Consider the following 23316-nt stretch of genomic DNA (forward strand, 5'->3'; position numbering starts at 1 on the left):
ATTAAGTGGCTTTGCGGTAGCATCTGCTAAGCCGCTTATGTTTTTATGTGCCTCACGCCCGTGCAAGGGCGTTCTTAGAAGTAGAGGCGCGCCAAATATTAGTAGTGATCAGTAGGGTGATTCCGTTGATCGATTGCGAAAGGATTTGGTGCCGAAGTGGTTCGATTTATCACGATCAACTGCTGGGGTTGTACCTAATAGGTGCAGCACTGCCATAGTATTTTCCGATATGGATATTGGGAATAGTTACTATGGAGCGCTACTGATAGGACAGGTGACCTTGGGTATCTATTGCCTTTTCCCACCAGTTCAGTCGCCCTCCATTCGTATTTAACGAAGATAATAATCAATGACTGTTATGAATTATGCCGATTCGGCACTTTCCTTGTTGCCGCCTGCGGTGGCTATCGTGTTGGCGATCTTGACTCGCCGTGTACTGCTTTCTTTGGGGTTAGGTATTTTAATTGGTGCTTTATTGCTCAATCAATTTTCACCTTTAGCAACGGGTGAGTTTGTATTTAATGGCGTTAAAGGGCTTTTTTGGACTGATAAAGGTCTAAATTCGTGGAACTTATATATTCTCGGTTTCTTAATTGTACTGGGAATGATCACAGCGTTAATTACCGTAAGTGGCAGCGCGCGGGCTTTTGCCGATTGGGCTCGTTTACATATACGTAATAAACGTGACGCTAAACTATTGACCATGTTTTTAGGTTGCGTAGTTTTTATTGATGATTATTTCAATAGTTTAGTTGTTGGTTCGGTCGCTCGACCTGTTACTGATCGTTATTATGTTTCCCGCGCTAAGTTAGCTTATTTATTAGATTCTACTGCGGCGCCTGTGTGCGTTATTTCTCCAGTTTCGAGCTGGGGTGCTTATATTATCGCACTCATTGGCGGGATATTAACTGCCCATGGTTTTGCTGATACGGGTCATTTGAGTATTTTTATTCAAATGATTCCAATGAACTTTTACGCAATCTTCTCCTTGTTATTATTACTTTTTGTTGTCTTTATGGGATTAGATGTTGGGCCAATGCGTGAGCATGAGCTCAATGCCCAACGTGGTAATTTATACGATGAGTCTAAAGGATTACCGCCTGGGGCGAACGCGGATTTACCTGAAGCCGAAACCGGTAAGATTTTAGGTCTATTTCTGCCGATTACCGTGTTGGTATTTGCAACCCTCTATTTTATGATTAACAGTGGCGCTCAAGTACTCGCGGCGGAAGGGATTGAATTTAATATTATTTCTGCTTTTGAGAAAACCGATGTCAGTTCATCACTTTTCTTTGGTGCATTAATTGGTCTAGCGGTTTCGCTGATATTGAATTTAGTGCAAGGCGTTGAGAAATTGATGATAGTCAAAGGTATAGTGCAGGGCGCTCGCTCTATGCTGCCGGCGATTTACATCCTGTTATTTGCTTGGACAATCGCAGGGGTGATTGGTCAACTCGAAACCGGTAAGTTTATGGCGAGTTTAGCAACAGGAAATATTCCGTTCGCGTTTTTACCCGCCTTAATGTTTGTGCTAGCAGGTATTACTGCGTTCTCAACCGGTACTAGCTGGGGTACGTTCGGGATCATGTTGCCGATTGCTGCTGATATGGCTATGGGAAGTCACACAGGCATGATGTTGCCTATGCTTGCCTCTGTGCTGGCGGGGGCTGTATTTGGCGATCACTGTTCACCAATTTCCGACACGACTATCTTGTCGTCTACGGGCGCCAGTTGCCACCACATTGACCATGTGGTGACTCAGCTACCTTATGCACTCATTGCGGCGTTTATTAGCTTAGTGGGTTATGTGGCACTTGGATTTACCGAGTCTGTTGTCGCGGGTTTAGTGGCTTGTAGTGTGGCATTTGTGATTAGTATTATCGTACTTAAAATCAAATCTAAAGGCGCAATTAGCTAGACGTTAATTGAAACCTTTCACTGCAAACGTTCACGTCAAATAAGTCAAAATAAATCAGCCAGCATTATGCTGGCTGATTTTTTTGGTTAAGGCTGAGTTTGTCTTTATCTTTAGCCTATCGCATTAAGGCTACCAACTCTTAGCTTAGCGTGCTTGATCTAGACCGCGGCGTTTAAGTAAGCCTTCCGTGGTTGGTTCTTGTCCGCGGAAGTTTTTGTAGGCGTCCATTGGCGCTATGCTATTACCCACTTCACGGATCGTTTTGCGGTACTTCATGCCGATTTCACGATTGAGCCCACCTTGGGTTTGTACATACGCAAACGCATCCGCCGCTAAAATCTCACTCCACATATAAGCGTAATAACTTGCCGAGTAACCGCCGGGGAAGGCGTGGGCAAAATAGGTCGACTTATAACGCGGAGGTACGGCACTGATGTTTAAGCCGTGCTTTTTCAGGGCATTGGCTTCAAAGGTTGGTACATCTTGCAGCGGCGTCTCTGGGCTTAATGAATGCCATTCCATGTCTACTAATGCGGCGGCCATGTATTCCAGAGTGTCAAAGCCTTGGTTGAAGCTGCCAGATTTCAGCAGTTTTTGCAGCAGTTCATCGGGAATGGGTTTGCCCGTTTCGTGGTGTTTCGCGTAGTTCGCTAACACTTTTGGATGGGCGGCCCAATCTTCTTCAAACGTCGATGGAAATTCGACAAAGTCGCGTGAAACCGAGGTACCCGCCAGACTTGGATAAGTCACTTTAGAGAACATGCCGTGGGTGCCGTGACCCATTTCATGGAACATAGTGGTGACTTCGTTATAGCTGACGAATGTAGGTTGACCTTCGGGCGCTTTCTTTATGTTCATCACGTTGACGACCACAGGTTTAGTGCCTTCGAGGAAGGATTGACCGACGAACGAACTCATCCAAGCGCCACCACGTTTACCTTCACGGGCAAAATAGTCGGCGTAGAAAATGGCCATGCTTGATCCATCGGCATTAAACATTTCGTAGGCTTTTACATCGGGATGGTAAACCGGTAAATCTGGGCGTGGTTTTAAGGTGACGCTATAGAGTTCTTTGAGTGTGTAGAATACGCCGTCTTCGAGCACGCGGTTAAATTCGAAGTATGGGCGAATGCTATTGGCATCGAGAGCGTATTTTTCTTGGCGGACTTTTTCTGCGTAAAACTCCCAGTCCCACGGTGCCAGTTCAAATTTCCCACCGGTTTTAGTGATCATCGCTTGAATGTCGGCCGCTTCTTTCTCTGTGTTAGCAACTACCGCAGGCACCATTGAACCAAACATGCTGTAAACCGCTTCGGGTGTTTTGGCCATTTGCGGTGCTAATCGATAACTTGCCCAGTTTTCATAGCCTAATAGTGTTGCGCGCTCGGCTCTGAGTTTCGCTAAACGAGATACGAGTGACGCAGTTTCGTTTTCACCAGTTAAGCCACGGTTCGCTGAGGCTTCCCAAATACGCTGGCGTAGCTCACGGTTTTCCAGTGATGCCAACACAGGTTGGCGAGTGGTGTTGGTTATGTTAATCAGATACTTGCCATCGTGACCGGCCGCTTTGGCATCGTTCGCGGCTGAAGCTATTTCACCGTCGGTTAATCCAGCAAGTTCACTTTTTGAATCCACCACAACGGCGATTTCTTTGGTTAAGCGTAATAAACGCTGAGAGAACTCATTCGTTAGTGTTGATTGTTCTTCATTTAACGCGCGGATTTTAACTTTTTGTTCATCGGTAAGTTTAGCGCCAGCCATGATAAAGCGTTGGTGATATACCTCAACCAAACGTACGGCTTCTGGGGTTAACCCTAAGTTAGTGCGGTCGTTATAGATGGCTTCGATACGGGAAAATAGCGCTGGGTTTAAGTTGATATTATCTGAGTGGGCCGCCATTTTTGGCGCCATTTCCCCTTGGATTTTACGCAGTTCTGGATTGCTGTTTGACCCTGCTAAATTATAAAACACGCTTGATGCACGGTTGAGTAGGGCACCGCTTTTCTCCATAGCCACAATCGTATTATCGAAGGTTGCTGCTGCCGGATTATTGGCTATTGCGATAATTTCTTGGTACTGCTCTGCCATGCCTTGCTCTAGGGCTGGCGCGAAGTGCTCATTCTTGATGAGGCTAAAATCAGGGGCTTGATATTGCAGGTTACTGGCTTGGAACAGCGGGTTTTGGGTTTGTACCGAGATAACGTTAGGTGCTTTAGTTTCTGTGCTGCTGCAACCTGCCATGAATCCGGCGGTGAGAGTGGCGCCGATGGCGATGGCAATAAAACTTTTACGCATAATTGAGTGACTTCCTTTGAATTGTTGTTTTTTTAGGACTGTAACGTTAGTAACTTAAATAGGACTGAAAATGGCTTGTTATCGGGTAATGTCTAAGTAAAAAAGGAGCCTCGCATTAGCGAGACTCCTTTGGCTATTTCCTTGCAGGGAAAATAGGTACCGCTTTTTACTTACTTCTTAATCACGCGATGATGAGATGATTAATTAGCGAGTAAACTTGTGGTATTTATCAATACCAGAACTTCTACCTGTGTCATGACATACTGCACAGGATTCAGAGGTCGGTTGTTTAAACCAGTCAGCAACCTTTGGTATGCTGATTTCACCACCGTTGCTTGCCATATGCGCCTTAGCTGAATCGCTAGTGTGGCAGGCATAACAGTTAGCGGTGACTGGGCTTGTCATTTTGCTACCTGGTTCAGCGATGTATTGATTTGGCACTTTGCTTAAATCAATCGCTTTTTCATGACAGGCAACGCAGCTAGTAGAGGCTTCAATCGCGCCTGCACCGTTAGCGGTTTGCGCTTGAGTTCCATCAGCTTTAACTTCACCGACTTTAGCGCCATTACCCCAGTGCCAGCTGTGCACCATAGGACCAAAACCTGCGCCTAAGGCTGCTGAAGTACGTTCCATGCCGTTGTCATGGCAGGCGATACAAGCTTTACCACCTTCATCGAAGGCACCATTTTTGTGGAACGCAGTGGCATCGTTGTGACAAGTAGTACAGCTGTTAGTACTCGCTATCTCACGACGTTCGAAGCCAGAGACCTTTTGAGTGGTGACAGGGTTAACGACATCTGAGTAAGCCGTAAAGGATATGCCCATAGAACCATCATAACCTGTCGCTCTTAGGCTGCCATTACTTTGGTAGCGTTGCTTGCCATCATATTCCATCCAACCAGCGGTACTGAATGTCACGCGGGCAGAATAAACATAGTTAGCATTCACTGCGCTGATATCTGTCAGTAAATGACAGATATTTTTAGTGCCGTCAGTGTTGTAACCATAGTAGTAGTTAGTACGGTTACCTGGGCGACCCACTAAGCTGCCATTTTCATAGGAATGTAAATAAGCGCCCGCATAAACTACGGGTTTCTTAGCGTCATATACTAGCGGGCTAGAATAGTTAAAGTTGTCTTTAATGCTAAAGACGTTACCATCGGTGTCTTTCACTGTCAGTGTTGTACACCAGCCTGGGGCGGTTACTGCTGCCGCAGCACCTGTCGGCGCATAGTGGTCTGTCTTGGTAGAAATATCATCTACTTTAACAGGTGTTGATAGACTTAATTTATACTTAGCGCGAATCGCTTGGCGTTCGGTTATACCCGCTTTGCTTTCGTGCATAATGCGCAGATCCGCACCATTACTTGGGATAATAGCCCCTGGTACGCCACCACTGTCATGGCAATCAATACAACCTGGTCCAGCTACGTTGATGTTTTTAGGTGCTTCAACGTGACAAGATGTACAGTTTTGTACTGAAAAGTCTTTAGTAAAATCTTGGTGATTGATATGACCAATTTTAGATAGGGTGTTTGTCGCATAGCCACCCGTAGAGAAACCTTCAGCATTGACAACTGCGCGGCTAACTGAACCGTGACACACTAAACAGCCTTCCACGAAGGTGACTTCGCTGTCCATGCCAGTAGCGACATAGCTTGCATGACGACGAGGGCTTGTTGAGTAGTCGATATGGCAAGAGTAACAACTATCAGTTGTGGTTGAATGGGTGCCTTCAGGTTTGTTAACGACCAGAGGTTTAGAGGTCGCAATACCATTATTACCACCGACACGTAACCAAACAATACCTTCAGTGCTTGGATTAACCCCTTTCATTGGTACTTTAAATTGGTAATGACCATCAGCTAAAGCGGTCAATTCAGCGCCGACGGTTGCTTGAGTTGCTTCACCGCCAATATGGACGTTATCTGCAACACCATTTTTATCAGCTTCGGTGCGGTTAGTGATGAAGCCTTTATCTGTTAGTGCAGCCACTTTGGCTTGAGCATTTAACAGTCCGTTGATTAGGTTATTGTTTTCATCTGTAATTTCAAATTCGTAAGTGATACTGCCTTCGCCAAAGCTATAGTTGATCACTTTGACGTTAGTCATAGTAGAACTGGTGACTGGGGGCGGTGTTCCAGGCTCTCCGGGTGTTCCAGGTTCACCGGGTGTTCCAGGGATACCGGGCGTTCCTGGTGCTCCATCTACACCATCTTTACCATCATCGCCACAGCCAACAAGGGCGCCAGTTAGTGCTAAGGCAACTAAATATGCCAGTTTTCTAGAGGTGAAAATTCTCATCATAATCTCCATTTGATCCAATATGCGAATAAAGGACGGAGTGGAGCACTAAAGTTTGCAGGGTAGATTAGTGCTTTGACCGTTGGTCTCAATTTGCAAGCTATCGAATACTTTTCTTTTTTTAATTGAGCACGTTTTGTCTCGAATGAAATATTACTGTTAAATTTGTGTTTGTTTTTTGAGCGCAAGCCCATTTATACCTATTACTTTGGAGGTAGATCGCACTTTTTAAATTTAACTTTTACTAATTTTTCCTTATGAAACAACATTTAAGTTTCAGTTAAGCTTTCATTAACAATTGAGCGGTATCGGGGCGTTTTTTATGTTTTTTGCAGGGAAGAGTATTAAATGAAGTGGACTAGAAATATTTCAGGAGGCGATTGGGGATTAAAATGATTGATAAGTTGGTGTCATTGCAGAATTTCATGATAAAAGCTTAGCGGCTGCTAGTGTTCTGATGTGAAGCGCAATGTTAGACTAGCGCTCAATTTGGCTCTGGTAGCAGACGCGTAAGCGATAACGTTTTTAAAGGGTATAAGTCTTGGCTCAATTGTATTTTTATTATTCGGCAATGAACGCGGGTAAATCCACTTCCCTATTACAGTCATCCTATAACTACCGTGAACGCGGTATGAATACTTTGGTCATGACAGCTTCCATAGATGACAGATATGGCAAAGGTAAAGTGGCCTCACGTATTGGCATTGAAACCGAAGCACAGGTATTTAGTAGCCAAGATGATTTGACTCAAATGATTAGCGATGTGCATCAAGCTACGCCATTAAGTTGTGTGCTGGTGGATGAGTGTCAGTTTTTGAGTAAAGAACAGGTTAAGCAGCTGACGCATGTGGTCGATAATATTGATATTCCTGTACTCTGCTATGGCCTAAGAACGGACTTTCAAGGCGAACTTTTTAGCGGCAGTCATTATTTATTAGCTTGGGCCGATAAATTAGTTGAGTTGAAGACTATTTGTCATTGTGGGCGTAAGGCTAACATGGTGGTGCGTCTTGATGGTGAAGGCAAGGTGATGCGCGAGGGTGAGCAAGTGGCGATTGGCGGTAATGAAAGTTACGAGTCTGTCTGTCGCAAACATTTTCGTGAATTTATCTGGGATGCGCATGAATATGTGGGATGAGGCTTCGTTAATAGTGTGATTATTGAGCGACTCATTCTTTTTGTGCGACTTAAATTAGCTCGTTTTGTTTTTAAGTCATACTGTCTGTTGCCTTAATCGCTGAAAATACCTTGATATCAACAAATTAATATTTGGCAAAATGTACTATCAGCTTAACATTAGTATTGATTAGTGGCGGTTGTGGGTCACAGGCACCCTTCTTTACAGTGAAGTTAGGTTTGATAAAGTGTGGAACATAATGGGTACTAAGACTAATTAATAGAGCCGGATAATGGCTAGATGAGTTTGATATCTTGCTTTACTGAGTGGCAACGGATTTGCTGAGTTGCATGAAAGATGAATATTTTAGTGTTTTTTTGGAGCTGTTTTGCCTAATTCCACATCAGAGATGAAGTTCGAAAATTATCGTCCTCGTCCACCACAACCTGAGCCTAAAGCTAAGGTTAAGCCGCCGCGTAAAGCCAGATCAAAGGGCAGGGTCTGGTTCTTATTTTTCATTCTGATTTGCTGCGCTGCATTGCTGATTGGACTTGAAGTTAAAACTTCGTTTTACCAAGCAAAATTCATCAATCAATATGCTAAGACGCTCACCTATGAATTAGAAAGCTCACCGAGCCAAGCGGTTATTTATCCTAGTTATGGTCCTTTTGATGAGCGCCATGGCTACAGTAAGTTACCTCAGTATATTGATAGGTTATTGCAACGGAATTTTCAGATAACGCAACAAGTGGCGTTTTCGCCAGCGTTGCAGGAATACGCTCAACTTGGATTTTTTCCGCCTTACCATGAAAAGGCCCAATCTGGGTTGACGCTGCTCGATTGCCGCAATACCGATTTATACGAATTTGCCTATCCTAAACGGGTTTATCAGGACGACGATAAGATCCCCAATGAAATCGTTAATACTTTGCTGTTTATTGAAAACCGCGAGTTATGGACGACGGAAGAGAAACTCAATCCTGTGATCGACTGGCCACGTTTTGTGGTGGCAGGTATGAGTCAAATTGCTGAAATGGTTGGTATGAATGTCTCTACCGCGGGTGGCAGTACACTCGCGACTCAGATTGAGAAATTCCGCCATTCTTCCCAAGGTTTAACCTTGAGCATTAAGGATAAGTTACTGCAAATTGGCTCGGCCAGTGTGCGCGTGTACCAACAAGGTGAAAACACTGAACCTGCTCGTAAGCGCATCGTTCAAGATTATCTGAATACCGTGCCATTATCTTCGGCGCCAAATCATGGTGAAGTTCATGGTATTGGTGATGGGCTGTGGGCGTGGTTTGGTACCGATTTCGATACTGCAAACAAGCTGTTAGCATCGCCGCAGATCAAAGGTAATGCCACCAAGCGCGGACAAGTATTCCGACAAGTGGTTGCCTTGATGATCGCCCAACGTCGTCCGTCCTACTATCTATTGCAAGGTCATGAAGATCTTGAAAACTTAGTCGATAGCCATATCCGTTTACTCGGCCAGTATTATTTGATTGATCGTGGCCTACGTGATGCTGCACTCGCGCAGAAATTGCAGTTTAAGGTCGCCAAGCCGCAGCGTAATACCCAATCTGGCGCAGATAAGGGCGTGAACACAGTTCGCATTCGCACCGCAGGCATGTTAAATGTGGGGCTGTATGATTTAGACAGGCTCGATTTGACGGTCAATAGTAGCTTACACAGTGACTTACAGCAGAAAGTCAGTCACTACTTACGCAGTCTGGCGCAAGTGCCTACCGCGGAGAAAGTGGGTCTGCTTGGCGAACGGTTACTCGACCCAAGTCAACTGCAAAACGTGCTGTATAGCTTTACGCTTTATGAGCGCACTGATACCGCCAACCGAGTTAGAGTGCAGACGGATAGCACTGATCAGCCTTTTGATATTAACGAGGGCAGTAAGTTGGAATTGGGCTCAACCGCTAAATTGCGGGTGATGGCGACCTACTTAGAAATCATTGCCGAGATCCACGACAAGTATTCCAAGAAACATGGGATTGAATTGGAATCCATCATTATCGAACCAAGGGATCATTTAACCCGTTGGGCGATTGATTACTTGATTTTAAATCCCGACAGACGTTTAGACCGCATGTTAGATGCGGCGTTACAGCGAGAATATTCGGCCTCAACCAGTGAACAATTTTTTACCGGTGGTGGGTTGCATGTGTTTAATAACTTTAAAAAAACAGAAGATTTAAAAACGCCAACACTTTACCAAGCCCTGCAGGATTCGGTTAACTTGCCGTTTGTGCGCCTTATGCGCGATATCGTGAATTACAGCAGTAGCATGCAAAACGAGGGCAATATGGCCCAGTTGCTGCGTAATGATAAAGATCCGCGCCGTGACGAATATCTGCGGGTATTTGCTGATAGAGAAGGTAATACCTTCGTTACTAAGTTTTATCGCAAGTACAAAAAAGTGGCTTCGAATGAGCGTTTCGACATGTTTTTTGACGGTTTGTCCCAGTCGGAGCAGCAGTTGACGGCGGCGTATCGCTATTTACTGCCCGATGAACCTATGGCGGCATTTAAGGCTTTCTTGAAGCAAAGATTGCCGCAGGTGAGCTATACCGATGGTCGTATTAAGAGCTTATACAACAAGTACGGTCCGGATAAATATAATTTGCCAGATCAAGGCTATATCGCACGGGTGCATCCCTTGGAATTGTGGGTGCTGGATTACCTTAATCATAATCCTGATGCCAACTTGAACGATGTTAAGCAGGCGAGTGAAGCACAACGTCAAGAGGTTTACCGTTGGTTGTTTAGGACGCGGCATAAAAACGCCCGTGATGTACGAGTGCAAGTGATGCTTGAAGTTGAAGCCTTCCTTGACATACATCAACGTTGGGCGCGTTTAGGTTATCCCTTTGATTCTATGGTGCCATCCTTAGGCTCAGCGCTGGGTAGCTCGGGTGACCGACCCGCAGCCTTAGCCGAGCTGATGGGCATTATTCAAAATGATGGCTATCGTTTGCCCACAGTGCGTATCAATCAGCTGCATTTCGCCGCAGATACGCCCTATGAAGTGAGATTGCAGAATCAGAACACCCAAGGTGAGCGGGTAATGCGCCATGAAGTAGCACAAGCCTTAAAAGCCGCGCTGGCGAACGTAGTGCAAAACGGCACCGCACGTCGTTTAAAGGGCATTTTTACCGATGAAAAAGGTGGCATGTTAGCCATAGGCGGGAAAACCGGCACCGGTGATAACCGTATTGTGACTCAGATGCAGCAAGGTAAAAAAGTGGCGACTACGGCGATGAACCGCACCGCGACATTCGTGTTTTATCTAGGTGACAAATACTTCGGTACTTTGACCGCCTTCGTGCCAGGCAGTAAATCCGATGATTTTAGTTTTACTTCGGCGCTGCCATTGCAGGTGATGAAGGGCATGATGCCTATTTTAGCTCCCTATGTACAAACCGAGCAGGGCATGTGCGTGGTAAACGAATAAAGGCATGAATTAATAAGTGCCACGCCAACGACAAAGAGTGTTCCTGATGAACACTCTTTGTCGTTTTAAGGCTTAAATTCTCTATCGATTGAGCTTATTGCAGTGGTTAAGGTGCTTTAGTTAAAGCACTGTGATAAAAGTGCAGCGATTAAGATTACTGCGGCGATAACTGGTAAATTTTTGATTTAGCTTCATCGGTTACGAGATAAATCAGTCCATCTGGTCCTTGCACAACTGATCGCAATCTTTGCCCTAATTCAGTTTTCAGCAGCCGTTCTTCTTTAATTATCTTGTCGCCATCAAGCACTAAACGCACCAGTGTTTTTTCCTTTAGGCTGGCGAGTAACAGATTATTTTGCCACTGTGGAAATTTATCACCTGTGTAAAACATAAAGCCCGCCGTGGCAATCGACGGAACCCATTTGTAGACGGGTTGCTCCATTCCAGCCTTGTGGGTGCCTTCGCCTATTTTGCCGCCGCCGTAATTCTCACCATAGGTAATTACAGGCCAGCCATAGTTTTTGCCCGCCTCATCAATATTGAGTTCATCGCCGCCCTGGGGCCCATGCTCGCCCGTCCACAATACTTTGCTGACGGGATTAATCGCCGCGCCCTGCATATTGCGGTGACCAATAGACCAGATCTCGGGTAAGGCGCCAGCCGCATTGACGAAGGGGTTATCCTTAGGCACTGAGCCATCGGCATGAATACGCACCACTTTGCCTAAATGATTGTCTAATGTTTGTGCGCTATCTTTTTCACTATAGCGATCACCGAGTGTGATAAACAGTGTGCCATCAGGCGCCCACACTAAACGAGATCCAAAATGGTGGCCGCTGTTGACTTTAGGTTGTTGACTAAAAACGCGGGTGAGATTTTCAAGCTTGTTACCATTGAGCGTGGCAAAACTGACCGCTGTGCTATTGAGCGTATCACCTTCAGCGGGTTCTGAATAACTGAAATAGATTTTTTTGCTGCTGGCAAAATCTGGCGCAAGCACGACATCAAGTAAACCACCTTGACCTTTGGCATACATAGGCGGTAAACCCGTTAAGGGTTCACCCACTTTGCCTGCGGTGCTGACAATGCGCATTCTGCCAGCACGTTCAGTCACTAGCATACTGCCGTCGGGTAAGAATGCCATACCCCAGACATTCTCTAACCCTTGGGCTATGGTTTTTACCTGAATATTACCCGTTTCCGTTTTGACGCTAATGGTCCCGGCGCTAGCGGTTTCGGTGTAAATAGCCGGTGAGCATGCAATAAGACACAGGGCAAGATTTAAGGTCCTCAGCTTCAAGGTCATCAGTTTCATCGCTATCCTTAATCACAGTGTTCTCCTATAGGATGGATCAGAGTAACAAGTCAGTCACATAAGGGCAATTTATCGGTGAGACCTTGTATCGAAAACTCGCCTGTCCAGCTTTTATGAGTTTAAGCTTCACAAATCAAAAGCCTAACGTATGAAAACTAACGCATGAAAAACTAGCGCATGAAAAAGCCTAAGGCCATTGCTAAACCGACGATCACAATAAAGCCACGTAGCAAGGGCTGTGAAATACGGTAGGCCAGCGCCGCCCCCACATAACCACCGACAATCGCCATAACGGCAAGCAGCAACAGATATTGCCCATCGATAACATTGCCTGCGGCATAAACCACAACGGCGATGGCGGTGAGCAGGGCTGAAATCAGATTTTTAAGTCCGTTCATCCCATGTAGATTGGTTTGCCCCATCAGGCCAAAACTTGCGAGTAGTATGATGCCTAAGCCACCATTAAAATAACCGCCATAGATACACACAGCCGACAGCATTATCAGTGCCGTTATCGGACTTAACATTGGCGTAGAGGTGTTTTCGCCTTGCTCAGCGATTCTTCGTTTGAGCAACCAAGGGCCAACAATAAAGGCCGCGGTGGCCAGTAGAATCAGCCAAGGGATCAGCTTTGCGAAGACTTGCTCGCTGGTGGTCAGCAAAATACCCGCGCCAATACTGCCGCCAATTAAAGCAATTAAGATCAGATTTTTAAGGCTGAGACTCGCCGGATATTCGATATCCTTTCTAAAACGCCATGCGCTGGCGATATAACCGGGCAGCAGCGCGGCTGTCCCCGTGGCATTCGCCGCAATCGGTGGAACCCCGACAAACACTAACGCTAATAGGGTAATAAAACTGCCACCACCGGCAACCGCATTGAGCATGCCGCCTAAAAAGCCAGCGAGTGCAATAATAAGCCAGTCCATAGATACCGCTCCTTTGGACAATGAGAGAGTTAAACAGAGCGCTAAAAATGTGTCTGTTATTATGAGTCAATCTAAGCACTCACCCTAACAGGATGATTTCGATATTGAAAGTCGCGTAATGATTCGTTACATATCGCCATTCGTGAAGGTGAAAATATAGGATGAGTGAGCAGGCTTTTACTTGCTTAGTGCTAAGGGGCTTGCTCCCAAATGCCAGACATAAAAATAACCGCTGCTATGGCTTCACTTTGCTCGGTAAAAACATCTTCTCCCCAACAGTTTTGTCCACGTTCTTGGTAATAAACATGAAAGGTACTGAGCATAGGTGTTCGAATGCAATACCAACCATCGAAGGTATTCTTAGCAAAATTAACCCAATACTGCGCATCAGCAGCTTGGATTTGCTGAATGAGTAATTCATTTTGCGATAGCAAGGCCACAAGCTCATTCTGGGTGGTTATTTGATGCTCGGCTTTTATAGCCTCGAGAAGATTTTTAAGTTTTATCATGGGATCCTTTTCATTCATCGAGAGTATCTATATCACTTTTAACGAATGGCTGCGGAGATGGAGGATTGGATTAATGCTTCAAAAATATCTGTTTGCCCCGCTGGAATAAGCTGCCTGTGAATTTCACGGCGTTTCGCACTGTCGAATAAGCGCTCCGCAACCCAGCCGGTTAAATAGAGTGAGGACAAGCAGCCACCCGCAGTGGCAATATTGCCATTGATAACAAGAGCAGAGTCTTCCACATTGACGCCCATGGCAACTAGGGCAGGTTTTGCATCGGGGTGAGTCGTTGCCGAGAGATTGTCGAGTAAGCCTAATTTAGCCAAGAAGAATGACCCCGCGCAGATACTGCCAAGCAATTGTCGTGTGGGATCTAATTTAAGGGCGGACATAAACTCAGTATCAACAAGTGCCGCAGGTACGCCTTTGTAACCACTGCTGAATAATACCACGTCGGCATCAGCGACTTCGGCCACATGACCATCGGTTGCAACCGTCATCCCCAAACTCGACCTGTGGCTAGGCTTTGTCCCGAGTACTTTTACTGTCCAATCGGTTTTTGTACGGCCGAGAATATCGCGCATTAAGAAGAAATCGATATCGGTAAATTCATCAAATATCACAATCGCAATCTGGTACATAAGCTTTCCTCTGGCTTATATTGTGGATGACTTAAGGCTTGAATACGCTCAACCTTAAGCCTTGGGTCCTCAATATGAATAGAATCATAATTTTATTGGTTATCCATTTTTTATGAAAATTTGGTTAATCAAAATCTTAACCAGCACTAAACGATGGCAGTCGCTTGGCGAAAATAGCATGGGCATCAAAATCTTGGCTTTGCATTCTGGTTAATGTGTTGGTTAACACCTCATCGGCAGCATCTTCAATCCGCTGTATCCCTAACGTTGCAACATAATCACTAAATGATGTGGATACTTGTTCAAACAAAGCTGTGATATCGCCAAAGGCTGGATGACTGAATTGTGGGTTAGGCAAACCCCTAAGGGATCGCAGTTTCAGCAGCATTAACGCTGTCAATGGTAAATATGTGTGCGGCCCACCATTGAACTCAAAAAAGCACTTTTTATCCCCAATAACTGCTTGTTCTACCTGATGATCACACAGGGTTTGCAGCATAGTGCTGATGAATTCGATATCCTGTGTATCCCAGTTATCTAAAAATGGCGCATAGGGGAAAGGAGCCGTTTTTCGCAGTGTCACTTGCACTTCCGTGGCAGAAGGCGGCTCAATAACGCCCAAATAGCGCCCATACAGCAGCACCAAAAAATCGCCTATAAAACTGTGGGAGCGAATTATCCAGCCTGAGCGCCAAGCCATTGCGTTGGCATAATACAGCTCGTCGGCCTCAGTCTTAAGCCCTGAAAAAAGCATCAGCACCAGCCTGAATACATGGGTTGTATCCCAACTAGCATTAGTAAAACCACCGGTGTTTTCAACCGCAGTGCAGTATTTGTAATAGTCTATGGCGGTATCAAAATAGCCGTAAGCGAGCGAATGCAGCAGCGGTGCCGCCTCGAGCTTGCCTGATTCAATATACGTAAGTTGTGCCGCAAAATTCCAATGACATTCAGGTACTGCGAACTCAGATCCAAATAACTCCCACTGGCGAAAATCATCAGGGTAATCAATATATGCTTTTAATCTCTCGAATTTTTCCGCTATCCCAGTATCAATATAACCAGTCAACAAATACTGGTTGTATTCAAACACGTTTTTTGGATAATCGCGCATCAGCTTGCGGCTTCGGCTGCGTTTATTGAGAAACTTATCTAACATTCTGTGTATCCTTTTTACTTAGCTGGCGTCAAGTTTACCGTAACGGCGCTAAATATGACTATCTGTAGCATTTTTGAAGCAAGCATTAAGCGACTCCGTTGTAGCGATGGTGAACACACATTCGCCAGCAAAGAACCTTACTAACATATGGTGTTATCAGTTTAATGCGCGACATTGTTCATTATTGAATATGCTGGGATGGGGAGTAAACCGCACTCTTGCGTTGGCGACCATCGGAAAAAGGGACTTTTCCGTTGAGCCCCCAAAGATGGATTTACGGCGTGTCGCCAGAGCATTAGTGCTGTTTATGGTGATAAGCTCTCAAAAAGTACCTAGACTGCAAAAGCTCACAAAAAACAAGGTTTGTAGTGAACAAGCTGGTGGTGAATTTTACTCATGGTTCCTCGCTTTCGCGGGGATGACAAAAGCAACAAGGCCCAGAATCATTTTCTGGGCCTTGTTGGTATCGTAAAACGTCGGTTAACGCTCAAAACTCTTTAGGCTTAAAGCTTCAAACTAACTTGAGTTTCAACCTTAGCCGCTATACGTTACTTGCGCATTTTAGAGAACGCTTAAAACACCATTTCTGGTACATGCTCTGGCACGATTAACTTGCCAGCAGTTTTGCTGACGATTTCTTCTACGCTGACACCTGGTGCGCGCTCTAACAAATGAAATGCGCCATCTTTGATTTCGATAAAGGCTAAATCTGTGACGACGCGTTTAATGCAGCCGTAACCTGTTAGCGGCAATTCGCACACGGGTAGCAGCTTAGAATTGCCGTATTTATCGGCGTGCATCATAGTCACGATAATGTTTTCGGCGCCCGCGACTAAATCCATCGCACCGCCCATGCCTTTGATGAGTTTGCCGGGGATCATCCATGAGGCGATAGAGCCGTTCACATCGACTTCAAAGGCGCCGAGTACGGTTAAGTCCACATGGCCGCCACGGATCATGGCAAAGCTTTCGGCGGAGGAGAAAAACGAAGCGCCTTTGACTGCGGTAACGGTTTGTTTGCCCGCGTTGATTAAATCTGGGTCGATGGCGTCTTCGGTAGGGAATTCGCCCATGCCGAGTAGGCCGTTTTCCGATTGCAACATGACTTCCATGCCTTCGGGAATGTAGTTGGCCACCAGTGTTGGAATGCCGATGCCGAGGTTGACGTAGTAGCCATCTTTTAATTCTTTGGCGACGCGCTGAGCCAGTTGTTCTCTTGATAATGCCATGATATCTATCCTTTCTATTTGGCTTTGACGCTTTGGTCTTTATTCTTAGGTTTTTACCCTTAGTTTTAACTTTAGGGAGCTAAGTGCCAATTGCGTTAACTGTGTTTCAAGGTTTTGCCAGCGCCTTTTATTTCGCGGCTTTTACCGTGCGCTGCTCGATACGTTTCTCGAACTTGCCTTGAATAACTCGGTCAACATAGATGCCCGGCGTGTGGATATGATCTGGATCTAGCTCGCCCGGCTCAACAATAAACTCGGCTTCAACCACAGTGATTTTGCCCGCGGTCGCCATCATAGGGTTAAAGTTGGCGGCGGTTTTACGGAACACCAAATTACCCATGGTATCGGCTTTCCATGCGCGCACTAAGGCGAAATCTGCGGTCAGCGACTCTTCTAACACGTAATGGCGGCCTTTGATTTCGCGGGTTTCTTTGCCATCAGCTACCGGCGTGCCGTAGCCCGTGGCGGTGAAAAAAGCCGGAATGCCTGCGCCACCTGCGCGGATTTTTTCCGCTAATGTGCCTTGTGGCGTTAAAATTACGTTCAGTTCGCCAGAGAGCATTTGTTGCTCGAAAGTGGCATTTTCGCCCACGTAAGAGGCGATCATAGTGGCGATTTGGCGATGTTTTAACAGTAAGCCAAGGCCAAAGTCGTCAACGCCAGCGTTGTTTGATATCGCCGTTAAACCGTTAACGCCCATCTTAACCATTTGATTGATTAAGCCTTCGGGAATGCCGCACAGGCCAAAGCCGCCGACCATAATGGTCATGTCGTTTGATAAGCCGTTTAACGCTTCTTCATAGCTGCTGACGACTTTATTGAGTCCTGCCATTGTGATGTCCTTTTATGCTGTATAAAACGCGCGGGAAATAACGCGCGTTTTTAATAACGGTTGTTGGTGTCGTTAATTATTGTTGTTCTATTTTGCTAACAGGGCCGTGGCCACTTTTGAACCGTTTTTACGATTCAACTGCGTGCTGATCGCTTGCCCTGCTAACGCGAGTTTTTGTAAATCGATACCCGTTTCGAATCCCATGCCGTGCAGCATATACAATAAGTCTTCGGTGGCAAGATTGCCCGATGCGCCTTTGGCATAGGGGCAACCACCAAGACCCGCAACCGAGGAGTCAAACACCCGCACACCTAAGTCTAAGCAGGCCAAAATGTTGGCTAATGCTTGGCCATAGGTGTCGTGAAAGTGTAGCGCCAGTTTTTCGACTGGGACGCGCTCAGCCACTGTTTGCAGCATTCTACGGGCTTTTTGCGGTGTGCCTACACCGATAGTGTCGCCGAGCGATATTTCGTAGCAGCCCATTTTGTAAAGGATTTCAGACACACGGGCCACTTCACTGACCGCTATCTCACCTTCGTAGGGGCAGCCGAGCACGCAAGACACATAACCGCGCACCGGAATATTGTGTTTTTTTGCTAATTCCATCAAAGGGATAAAGCGTTCAATCGACTCTTCTATCGAGCAGTTGATATTGCGCTGACTAAAGCTTTGTGAGGCGGCGCCAAATATTGCCACCTCACTCGCTTTTGCATCCAGTGCCAGTTCAAAGCCTTTGACGTTGGGTGTGAGCGCGCTATACACCACGCCGCTTTGACGCTGTATTTGCTTGAGCACATCGGCAGAATCGGCCATTTGTGGCACCCATTTAGGTGACACAAAGCTACCGGCTTCGATACGCTTAAGCCCCGCACCTGCCAGCGATTCAATCAAGGCGATTTTAGCTGCCGTCGGCACTGCGACTTCGTTTTGCAGGCCGTCGCGTGCGCCCATCTCGAAGATACTGACCCTGTCTTTGGCGTTCGCTGCTTGGCTTAGATTGGCTAACGACATCTTAGGCTTCCTTGATCGCGGTTGGCTCGTCTGTCTCTAACGGCTCTACATTGAGCAAGGTTGCGCCATCGGTCACTAGCTCGCCCGCCTTAAAGTAGAACTCAGTGACGATACCGTCAAAGGGGGCTTCGATTGTGTATTCCATCTTCATGGCTTCCATCACCAGCAAACCTTGGCCCGCTTTCACTTGTGTGCCGATATCGACTAAATGGGTCACTACCGTGCCGTTCATGGGCGCTTTTAACTTGTCAGCATTGCTGGCTTGTTCTTCGACCACGAGTGTTTGCACTGCTTTAAAGTGGTAACTGCCAGAGGATAAAAACAGCGTAAAGTCATCACCTTGGGCACTAACGGGCACTTTACTCTTATGGCCGTTGATTTCAGCGAGCAGTAAATCTTGTTTCAGCTCGCCATTGAGTAACCAATCTTGTCCGTGCAGCGGTAGCTGATACATGCCACCTAAATCGAGCATCACTAACTGCTGCAATTCATGGGCATCATCGAGTAGGGCAATATTGTGCTGGCTGCAGCTGTTGAGTCTAAAGCCGCTGACTTGACCCCAAGGCGAGTAAGGATCGGCGCTGTTGACAGCTTGCGCTTTGGCGGCTTCTTTACGGGCAAGCACTTGATACAGCGCGGCAAAGGCAAGGGCAGTGTCAGCTTCGCTTGAAGCTGTGCCAATTAAGGTGTCGCCATAACGGCCAATAAAGTCAGTGCTAAAGTCGGCATTGGCAAACGCTGGGTGTTCGGCAATGTTCGCTAAAAACTCAATGTTGTGCTTAAGACCGCTGATTTGATACGACTCTAAGGCATGCACTAAACGTTGCAGGGCGCGCGGGCGCGATTCATCCCAGACGATAAGCTTGGCAATCATAGGATCGTAGAAGTTACTGATCACATCGTTTTCACGAATGCCCGAATCGATACGCACGTATTTGCTTTGCTCGGGTTCGCGCAAAAAGTTGAGCTTACCGCTGGCGGGTAAAAACTCATTCTGTGGGTCTTCGGCATAAATACGCACTTCAAAGGAGTGGCCGTGAATACGTACTTCATCTTGCTTAAGGGGCAGTGGCTGACCACTGGCGACCATCAATTGCCATTTGACTAAATCTTGGCCCGTTACCATTTCAGTCACTGGATGCTCAACCTGCAGACGGGTATTCATCTCCATGAAATAGAAGCTATTGTCTGTGTCGAGCAGAAACTCCACAGTCCCTGCGCCAACATAATCGATGGCTTTGGCTGCCGCGACGGCTGCTTCACCCATTTGGGCACGCAGTGCATCGCTTAAACCGGGCGCAGGTGCTTCTTCGACCACTTTTTGGTGGCGACGTTGAATCGAGCAATCGCGATCCGATAAATAAATCGCGTTGCCAAAGGTGTCGGCAAACACTTGCACTTCGACGTGGCGTGGTTGGCGTAAATAACGCTCCATCAATAATTTATCGTTACCAAAAGAAGATGCTGCTTCACGGCGTGCCGAGTTTACGGCTTCCATGATTTCGCCTTCATTCTCGACGATACGCATGCCTTTACCGCCGCCGCCATAAGCCGCTTTAATCAGCATAGGGAAGCCGATTTTCAGTGCCTCCGCTTTTAAGGTCGCATCGGTTTGGTCATCGCCGTGATAACCCGGCACTAAGGGCACATTTGCCGCTGTCATAATGGATTTGGCGGCGCTTTTGCTGCCCATGGCATCGATAGCATCACTGCCTGGGCCAACAAAGGCGATGCCAGCGGCTTCACATTTACGGGCAAAGTCGGCATTTTCAGACAAGAAACCATAACCTGGGTGAATCGCTTGTGCGCCCGCTTTTTTGGCGATATCGATAATCAAATCGCCCTTTAAATAGGAGTCTGCCGGCGCGCTGCCGCCTAAATAGAAGGATTCGTCGGCCATGGCGACATGGCGCGCTTCTTTATCGGCATCGGAATATAGGGCAATGGTGCGAACGCCCATGGCATGGGCCGTTTTGATGATGCGACAGGCGATTTCACCGCGGTTAGCAATCAATAGTTTGGTAAACATGTGCTTGGTCAACATCAAAGGGCTCCTTGGGTATCACTTGGCTTTTGCACGGGCTTGGAGGGCGTTGAGTGTGCTTGTTGCCAGTTAGGCTGACGTTTCTCAAAAAAGGCGTTTAAGCCCTCTTGGCCCTCGGTCGATACCCGAATGCGGGCAATACGCTCGCTAGTGTAATCAATGGTTTTTTGGTCTATCACGCCGTCTTCAAGATGCGACAGCAGTGTTTTTACCCATGCCATGCCTTGCGGGCTATTGGCTCGTAACGCGTCAATCATAGGCTTTGCGGCGGCGTCTAAGTCATCGCTGATCTCATGAATGACGTTAAGTTTTAATGCGGTTTCTGCACTAAAACGCTCGGCGGTCAGCATGTAGCGGCGCGATGTGCGGTTACCCATAGCGCGGGCAACGTAAGGGCTAATTACTGCTGGAATTAATCCGAGTTTCACTTCGCTCAAGCAAAAGCTGGCGCGCGTCGTGGCGATAGCGATATCGCAGGCGCAAATCAGCCCCAGTGCGCCGCCAAAGGCTGCACCTTGCACTAGTGCAATGGTGGGCTTAGGAAAGGTATCAAGATCCTGCATCAGTTTTGCTAAGGCTTTGGCATCATTTAGATTTTGCTCAAAGTCCATTTTGGCTTGTTTGCGCATCCAATTGAGATCGGCGCCGGCGCTGAAGTTTTTGCCGTTCGCTTTGAGTACCAGCACTTGGCATTGCTTGTGCTCAGCAAAATAGCTAAGGACGCTAATCATCTCGCTAATCATTACTTCATCGAAGGCATTGTGCACATCGCTGCGATCTAAAATAAGCTCTGCAACGCCGTGATTGAGCGCATGGCTCACGTGCTGTAAGTTGCTTAAATCCTTTTTGCCGCTAGCACTGTTTAATGTGTCTGTCATTATTCTTTCCCCTATCTTCTTGTGTGACATATGTTTTTCACATGTGTCTTTACATACGGAACACACCAAAGCGGGTGTCTTCGATAGGAGCATTTAATGCTGCCGATAGGGCAAGGCCGACCACATCACGGGTTTGCGCTGGGTCGATAATGCCGTCATCCCATAAACGGGCACTGGCATGATACGGATGACCTTCTTTGTCGTACTGGGCGACAATCGGCGCTTTAAAGGCTTTTTCATCCTCAAGCGACCATTCTTCACCTTTACGGGCTAAACCGTCGCGGCGCACTGTGGCGAGAACGCCTGCGGCTTGCTCTCCGCCCATCACAGAAATACGGGCGTTAGGCCACATCCACATCATGGTCGGTTCGAACGCGCGGCCACACATGCCGTAGTTACCCGCGCCGTAGCTGCCGCCGATAATCACAGTAAATTTAGGTACATTGGCGCAAGAAACCGCGGTCACCATTTTAGCGCCGTGTTTGGCTATGCCTTCGTGTTCGTACTTTTTACCCACCATAAAGCCGGTGATGTTTTGTAGAAACAGCAGCGGAATTTTGCGTTGGCAGCACAATTCGATAAAGTGCGCGCCTTTTTGCGCCGACTCAGAGAACAGAATGCCGTTGTTGGCGACAATGCCGACTGGGTAGCCGTGAATACGGGCAAAACCGCATACTAAGGTTGCGCCATAGTTGGCTTTAAACTCATCAAAATCAGAATCATCGACGATACGGGCGATCACTTCTTTAACATCAAAGGGCTTTTTCAAGTCGGTGCCGACAATGCCGTACAGTTCGCTAATGTCAAACTTCGGTGGTTTGACAGGACTTAAGAGTGATTTGATTTCTTTTTGATGATTCAGGCGTGATACCGCGCGGCGGGCAAGCTCTAACGCGTGCTCATCGTTTTGGGCTAAATGATCCGCTACGCCGGAAATTTTAGTGTGCACTTCGGCGCCGCCGAGTTCTTCGGCGCTGACTTCTTCACCTGTGGCCGCTTTGACTAATGGCGGACCGGCTAAGAAGATAGTGCCTTGATCTTTTACGATAATCGATTCATCCGCCATGGCCGGCACATAGGCGCCGCCTGCGGTACATAAGCCCATCACCACTGCAATTTGGGGAATGCCCTTAGCGGACATTTGCGCTTGATTGTAAAAGATGCGGCCGAAATGGTCGCGGTCGGGGAAGACTTCATCTTGGCGGGGCAGGTTAGCGCCGCCCGAGTCGACTAAATAGATACAAGGCAAGTGACAACGGCTCGCAATATCTTGGGCGCGTAGATGTTTTTTAACGGTAATTGGGTAGTAAGTACCGCCTTTAACTGTAGCGTCGTTGGCGATGATCATGCACTCAACACCGCTTACACGGCCGATACCAGCGATAATGCCTGCTGCGGGCACTTCTTCGTCATAAACTTCAAACGCCGCAAATTGCGACAGTTCTAAAAAGGGCGAGCCTGCATCAAGCAGCTTTTCAACCCGCTGACGTGGCAGTAATTTACCGCGAGATAAATGGCGCTCTAGCGCCACAGGGCCGCCGCCGAGTTCGATTTTATTGAGTTTAGTTTTAAGATCGGCCACTAGGGCGGCCATATCGTCTGATTTTGCTTTAAATTCATCGCTACGGGCGTTGATACGACTGCTTATTTGCGTCACTTTGATTGTCCT

Annotated in this window: 16 protein-coding genes and 1 riboswitch; of the genes, 3 read left to right on the plus strand and 13 right to left on the minus strand. The window is 46.9% G+C overall.

Annotated features, from left to right (window positions below; genetic code table 11):
* Positions 1-73 precede the first annotated feature (73 nt).
* A riboswitch (Lysine riboswitch) is annotated at positions 74-270 on the plus strand.
* Between the two features lie 79 nt (positions 271-349).
* On the plus strand, positions 350-1918 hold the full coding sequence (locus KO537_RS05330; RefSeq protein WP_028761122.1) for a Na+/H+ antiporter NhaC family protein: 1569 nt from the start codon (positions 350-352) through the stop codon (positions 1916-1918).
* A 144-nt stretch (positions 1919-2062) separates the two neighbouring features.
* Here KO537_RS05330 and KO537_RS05335 read toward each other — a convergent pair whose 3' ends face one another.
* Positions 2063-4213 (minus strand): M3 family metallopeptidase, encoded by a 2151-nt coding sequence (locus KO537_RS05335; protein WP_219234011.1) that lies wholly within the window; start codon positions 4211-4213, stop codon positions 2063-2065.
* A gap of 204 nt (positions 4214-4417) precedes the next feature.
* On the minus strand, positions 4418-6517 hold the full coding sequence (locus KO537_RS05340; protein WP_168824357.1) for a cytochrome c3 family protein: 2100 nt from the start codon (positions 6515-6517) through the stop codon (positions 4418-4420).
* Positions 6518-7058: 541 nt separating this feature from the next.
* On the opposite strand from KO537_RS05340, the gene KO537_RS05345 reads away from it, so the two are divergent.
* Together KO537_RS05345 and KO537_RS05350 are read left to right on the plus strand one after the other, a co-directional pair.
* On the plus strand, positions 7059-7655 hold the full coding sequence (locus KO537_RS05345) for a thymidine kinase (RefSeq protein ID WP_028761119.1): 597 nt from the start codon (positions 7059-7061) through the stop codon (positions 7653-7655).
* A 367-nt stretch (positions 7656-8022) separates the two neighbouring features.
* Positions 8023-11100 (plus strand): transglycosylase domain-containing protein, encoded by a 3078-nt coding sequence (locus tag KO537_RS05350; protein ID WP_173243926.1) that lies wholly within the window; start codon positions 8023-8025, stop codon positions 11098-11100.
* A 154-nt stretch (positions 11101-11254) separates the two neighbouring features.
* Here KO537_RS05350 and KO537_RS05355 read toward each other — a convergent pair whose 3' ends face one another.
* The 11 genes from KO537_RS05355 to KO537_RS05405 all read right to left on the minus strand — a co-directional run bounded on the left by KO537_RS05355 (position 11255) and on the right by KO537_RS05405 (position 23304).
* Positions 11255-12415, minus strand: a complete 1161-nt coding sequence (locus tag KO537_RS05355; RefSeq protein ID WP_219234012.1) for a PQQ-dependent sugar dehydrogenase — start codon at positions 12413-12415, stop codon at positions 11255-11257.
* A 170-nt stretch (positions 12416-12585) separates the two neighbouring features.
* Positions 12586-13344, minus strand: a complete 759-nt coding sequence (locus KO537_RS05360) for a sulfite exporter TauE/SafE family protein (RefSeq protein ID WP_105252043.1) — start codon at positions 13342-13344, stop codon at positions 12586-12588.
* Positions 13345-13535: 191 nt separating this feature from the next.
* Positions 13536-13853 (minus strand): cytoplasmic protein, encoded by a 318-nt coding sequence (locus KO537_RS05365; RefSeq protein ID WP_219234013.1) that lies wholly within the window; start codon positions 13851-13853, stop codon positions 13536-13538.
* A 38-nt stretch (positions 13854-13891) separates the two neighbouring features.
* Positions 13892-14494: a DJ-1/PfpI family protein gene (locus KO537_RS05370; protein WP_219234014.1), complete on the minus strand. Its 603-nt coding sequence runs from the start codon at positions 14492-14494 to the stop codon at positions 13892-13894.
* Positions 14495-14630: 136 nt separating this feature from the next.
* Positions 14631-15653, minus strand: coding sequence for a hypothetical protein (locus tag KO537_RS05375; protein ID WP_219234015.1), 1023 nt, complete (start codon positions 15651-15653; stop codon positions 14631-14633).
* A gap of 572 nt (positions 15654-16225) precedes the next feature.
* Complete coding sequence (locus KO537_RS05380; protein ID WP_173243940.1) at positions 16226-16882, minus strand: 3-oxoacid CoA-transferase subunit B; 657 nt, start codon at positions 16880-16882, stop codon at positions 16226-16228.
* Between the two features lie 127 nt (positions 16883-17009).
* Positions 17010-17714, minus strand: a complete 705-nt coding sequence (locus KO537_RS05385) for a CoA transferase subunit A (RefSeq protein WP_063884906.1) — start codon at positions 17712-17714, stop codon at positions 17010-17012.
* An 87-nt stretch (positions 17715-17801) separates the two neighbouring features.
* Entirely contained in the window at positions 17802-18725 is a 924-nt protein-coding gene (locus KO537_RS05390; RefSeq protein ID WP_173243943.1) for a hydroxymethylglutaryl-CoA lyase, read from the minus strand.
* A gap of 1 nt (position 18726) precedes the next feature.
* The gene (locus KO537_RS05395) at positions 18727-20769 is read right to left on the minus strand and encodes an acetyl/propionyl/methylcrotonyl-CoA carboxylase subunit alpha (RefSeq protein ID WP_219234016.1); all 2043 of its coding nucleotides are present in this window, start codon (positions 20767-20769) and stop codon (positions 18727-18729) included.
* Positions 20769-21647, minus strand: coding sequence for an enoyl-CoA hydratase-related protein (locus tag KO537_RS05400; protein WP_219234017.1), 879 nt, complete (start codon positions 21645-21647; stop codon positions 20769-20771). Before KO537_RS05400 ends, KO537_RS05395 begins: the two co-directional genes overlap by 1 nt.
* 49 nt (positions 21648-21696) lie before the next feature.
* Positions 21697-23304 carry a carboxyl transferase domain-containing protein gene (locus tag KO537_RS05405; RefSeq protein WP_011847235.1) on the minus strand — a complete coding sequence of 536 codons (1608 nt, stop codon included), beginning with the start codon at positions 23302-23304 and terminating at the stop codon, positions 21697-21699.
* Positions 23305-23316: the final 12 nt, after the last annotated feature.

Source organism: Shewanella sp. NKUCC01_JLK (genome assembly GCF_019345615.1).
GTDB classification, from domain to species: domain Bacteria; phylum Pseudomonadota; class Gammaproteobacteria; order Enterobacterales; family Shewanellaceae; genus Shewanella; species Shewanella oncorhynchi.

What these genes read in the sequence shown, in the direction of transcription:
- KO537_RS05330 (WP_028761122.1), top strand. Translation starts at nt 350, where the DNA reads ATGACTGTTATGAATTATGCCGATTCGGCACTTTCCTTGTTGCCGCCT.
- KO537_RS05335 (WP_219234011.1), bottom strand. Translation starts at nt 4,213, where the DNA reads ATGCGTAAAAGTTTTATTGCCATCGCCATCGGCGCCACTCTCACCGCC.
- KO537_RS05340 (WP_168824357.1), bottom strand. Translation starts at nt 6,517, where the DNA reads ATGAGAATTTTCACCTCTAGAAAACTGGCATATTTAGTTGCCTTAGCA.
- KO537_RS05355 (WP_219234012.1), bottom strand. Translation starts at nt 12,415, where the DNA reads ATGAAACTGATGACCTTGAAGCTGAGGACCTTAAATCTTGCCCTGTGT.
- KO537_RS05360 (WP_105252043.1), bottom strand. Translation starts at nt 13,344, where the DNA reads ATGGACTGGCTTATTATTGCACTCGCTGGCTTTTTAGGCGGCATGCTC.
- KO537_RS05365 (WP_219234013.1), bottom strand. Translation starts at nt 13,853, where the DNA reads ATGATAAAACTTAAAAATCTTCTCGAGGCTATAAAAGCCGAGCATCAA.
- KO537_RS05370 (WP_219234014.1), bottom strand. Translation starts at nt 14,494, where the DNA reads ATGTACCAGATTGCGATTGTGATATTTGATGAATTTACCGATATCGAT.
- KO537_RS05375 (WP_219234015.1), bottom strand. Translation starts at nt 15,653, where the DNA reads ATGTTAGATAAGTTTCTCAATAAACGCAGCCGAAGCCGCAAGCTGATG.
- KO537_RS05380 (WP_173243940.1), bottom strand. Translation starts at nt 16,882, where the DNA reads ATGGCATTATCAAGAGAACAACTGGCTCAGCGCGTCGCCAAAGAATTA.
- KO537_RS05385 (WP_063884906.1), bottom strand. Translation starts at nt 17,714, where the DNA reads ATGGCAGGACTCAATAAAGTCGTCAGCAGCTATGAAGAAGCGTTAAAC.
- KO537_RS05390 (WP_173243943.1), bottom strand. Translation starts at nt 18,725, where the DNA reads ATGTCGTTAGCCAATCTAAGCCAAGCAGCGAACGCCAAAGACAGGGTC.
- KO537_RS05395 (WP_219234016.1), bottom strand. Translation starts at nt 20,769, where the DNA reads ATGTTGACCAAGCACATGTTTACCAAACTATTGATTGCTAACCGCGGT.
- KO537_RS05400 (WP_219234017.1), bottom strand. Translation starts at nt 21,647, where the DNA reads ATGACAGACACATTAAACAGTGCTAGCGGCAAAAAGGATTTAAGCAAC.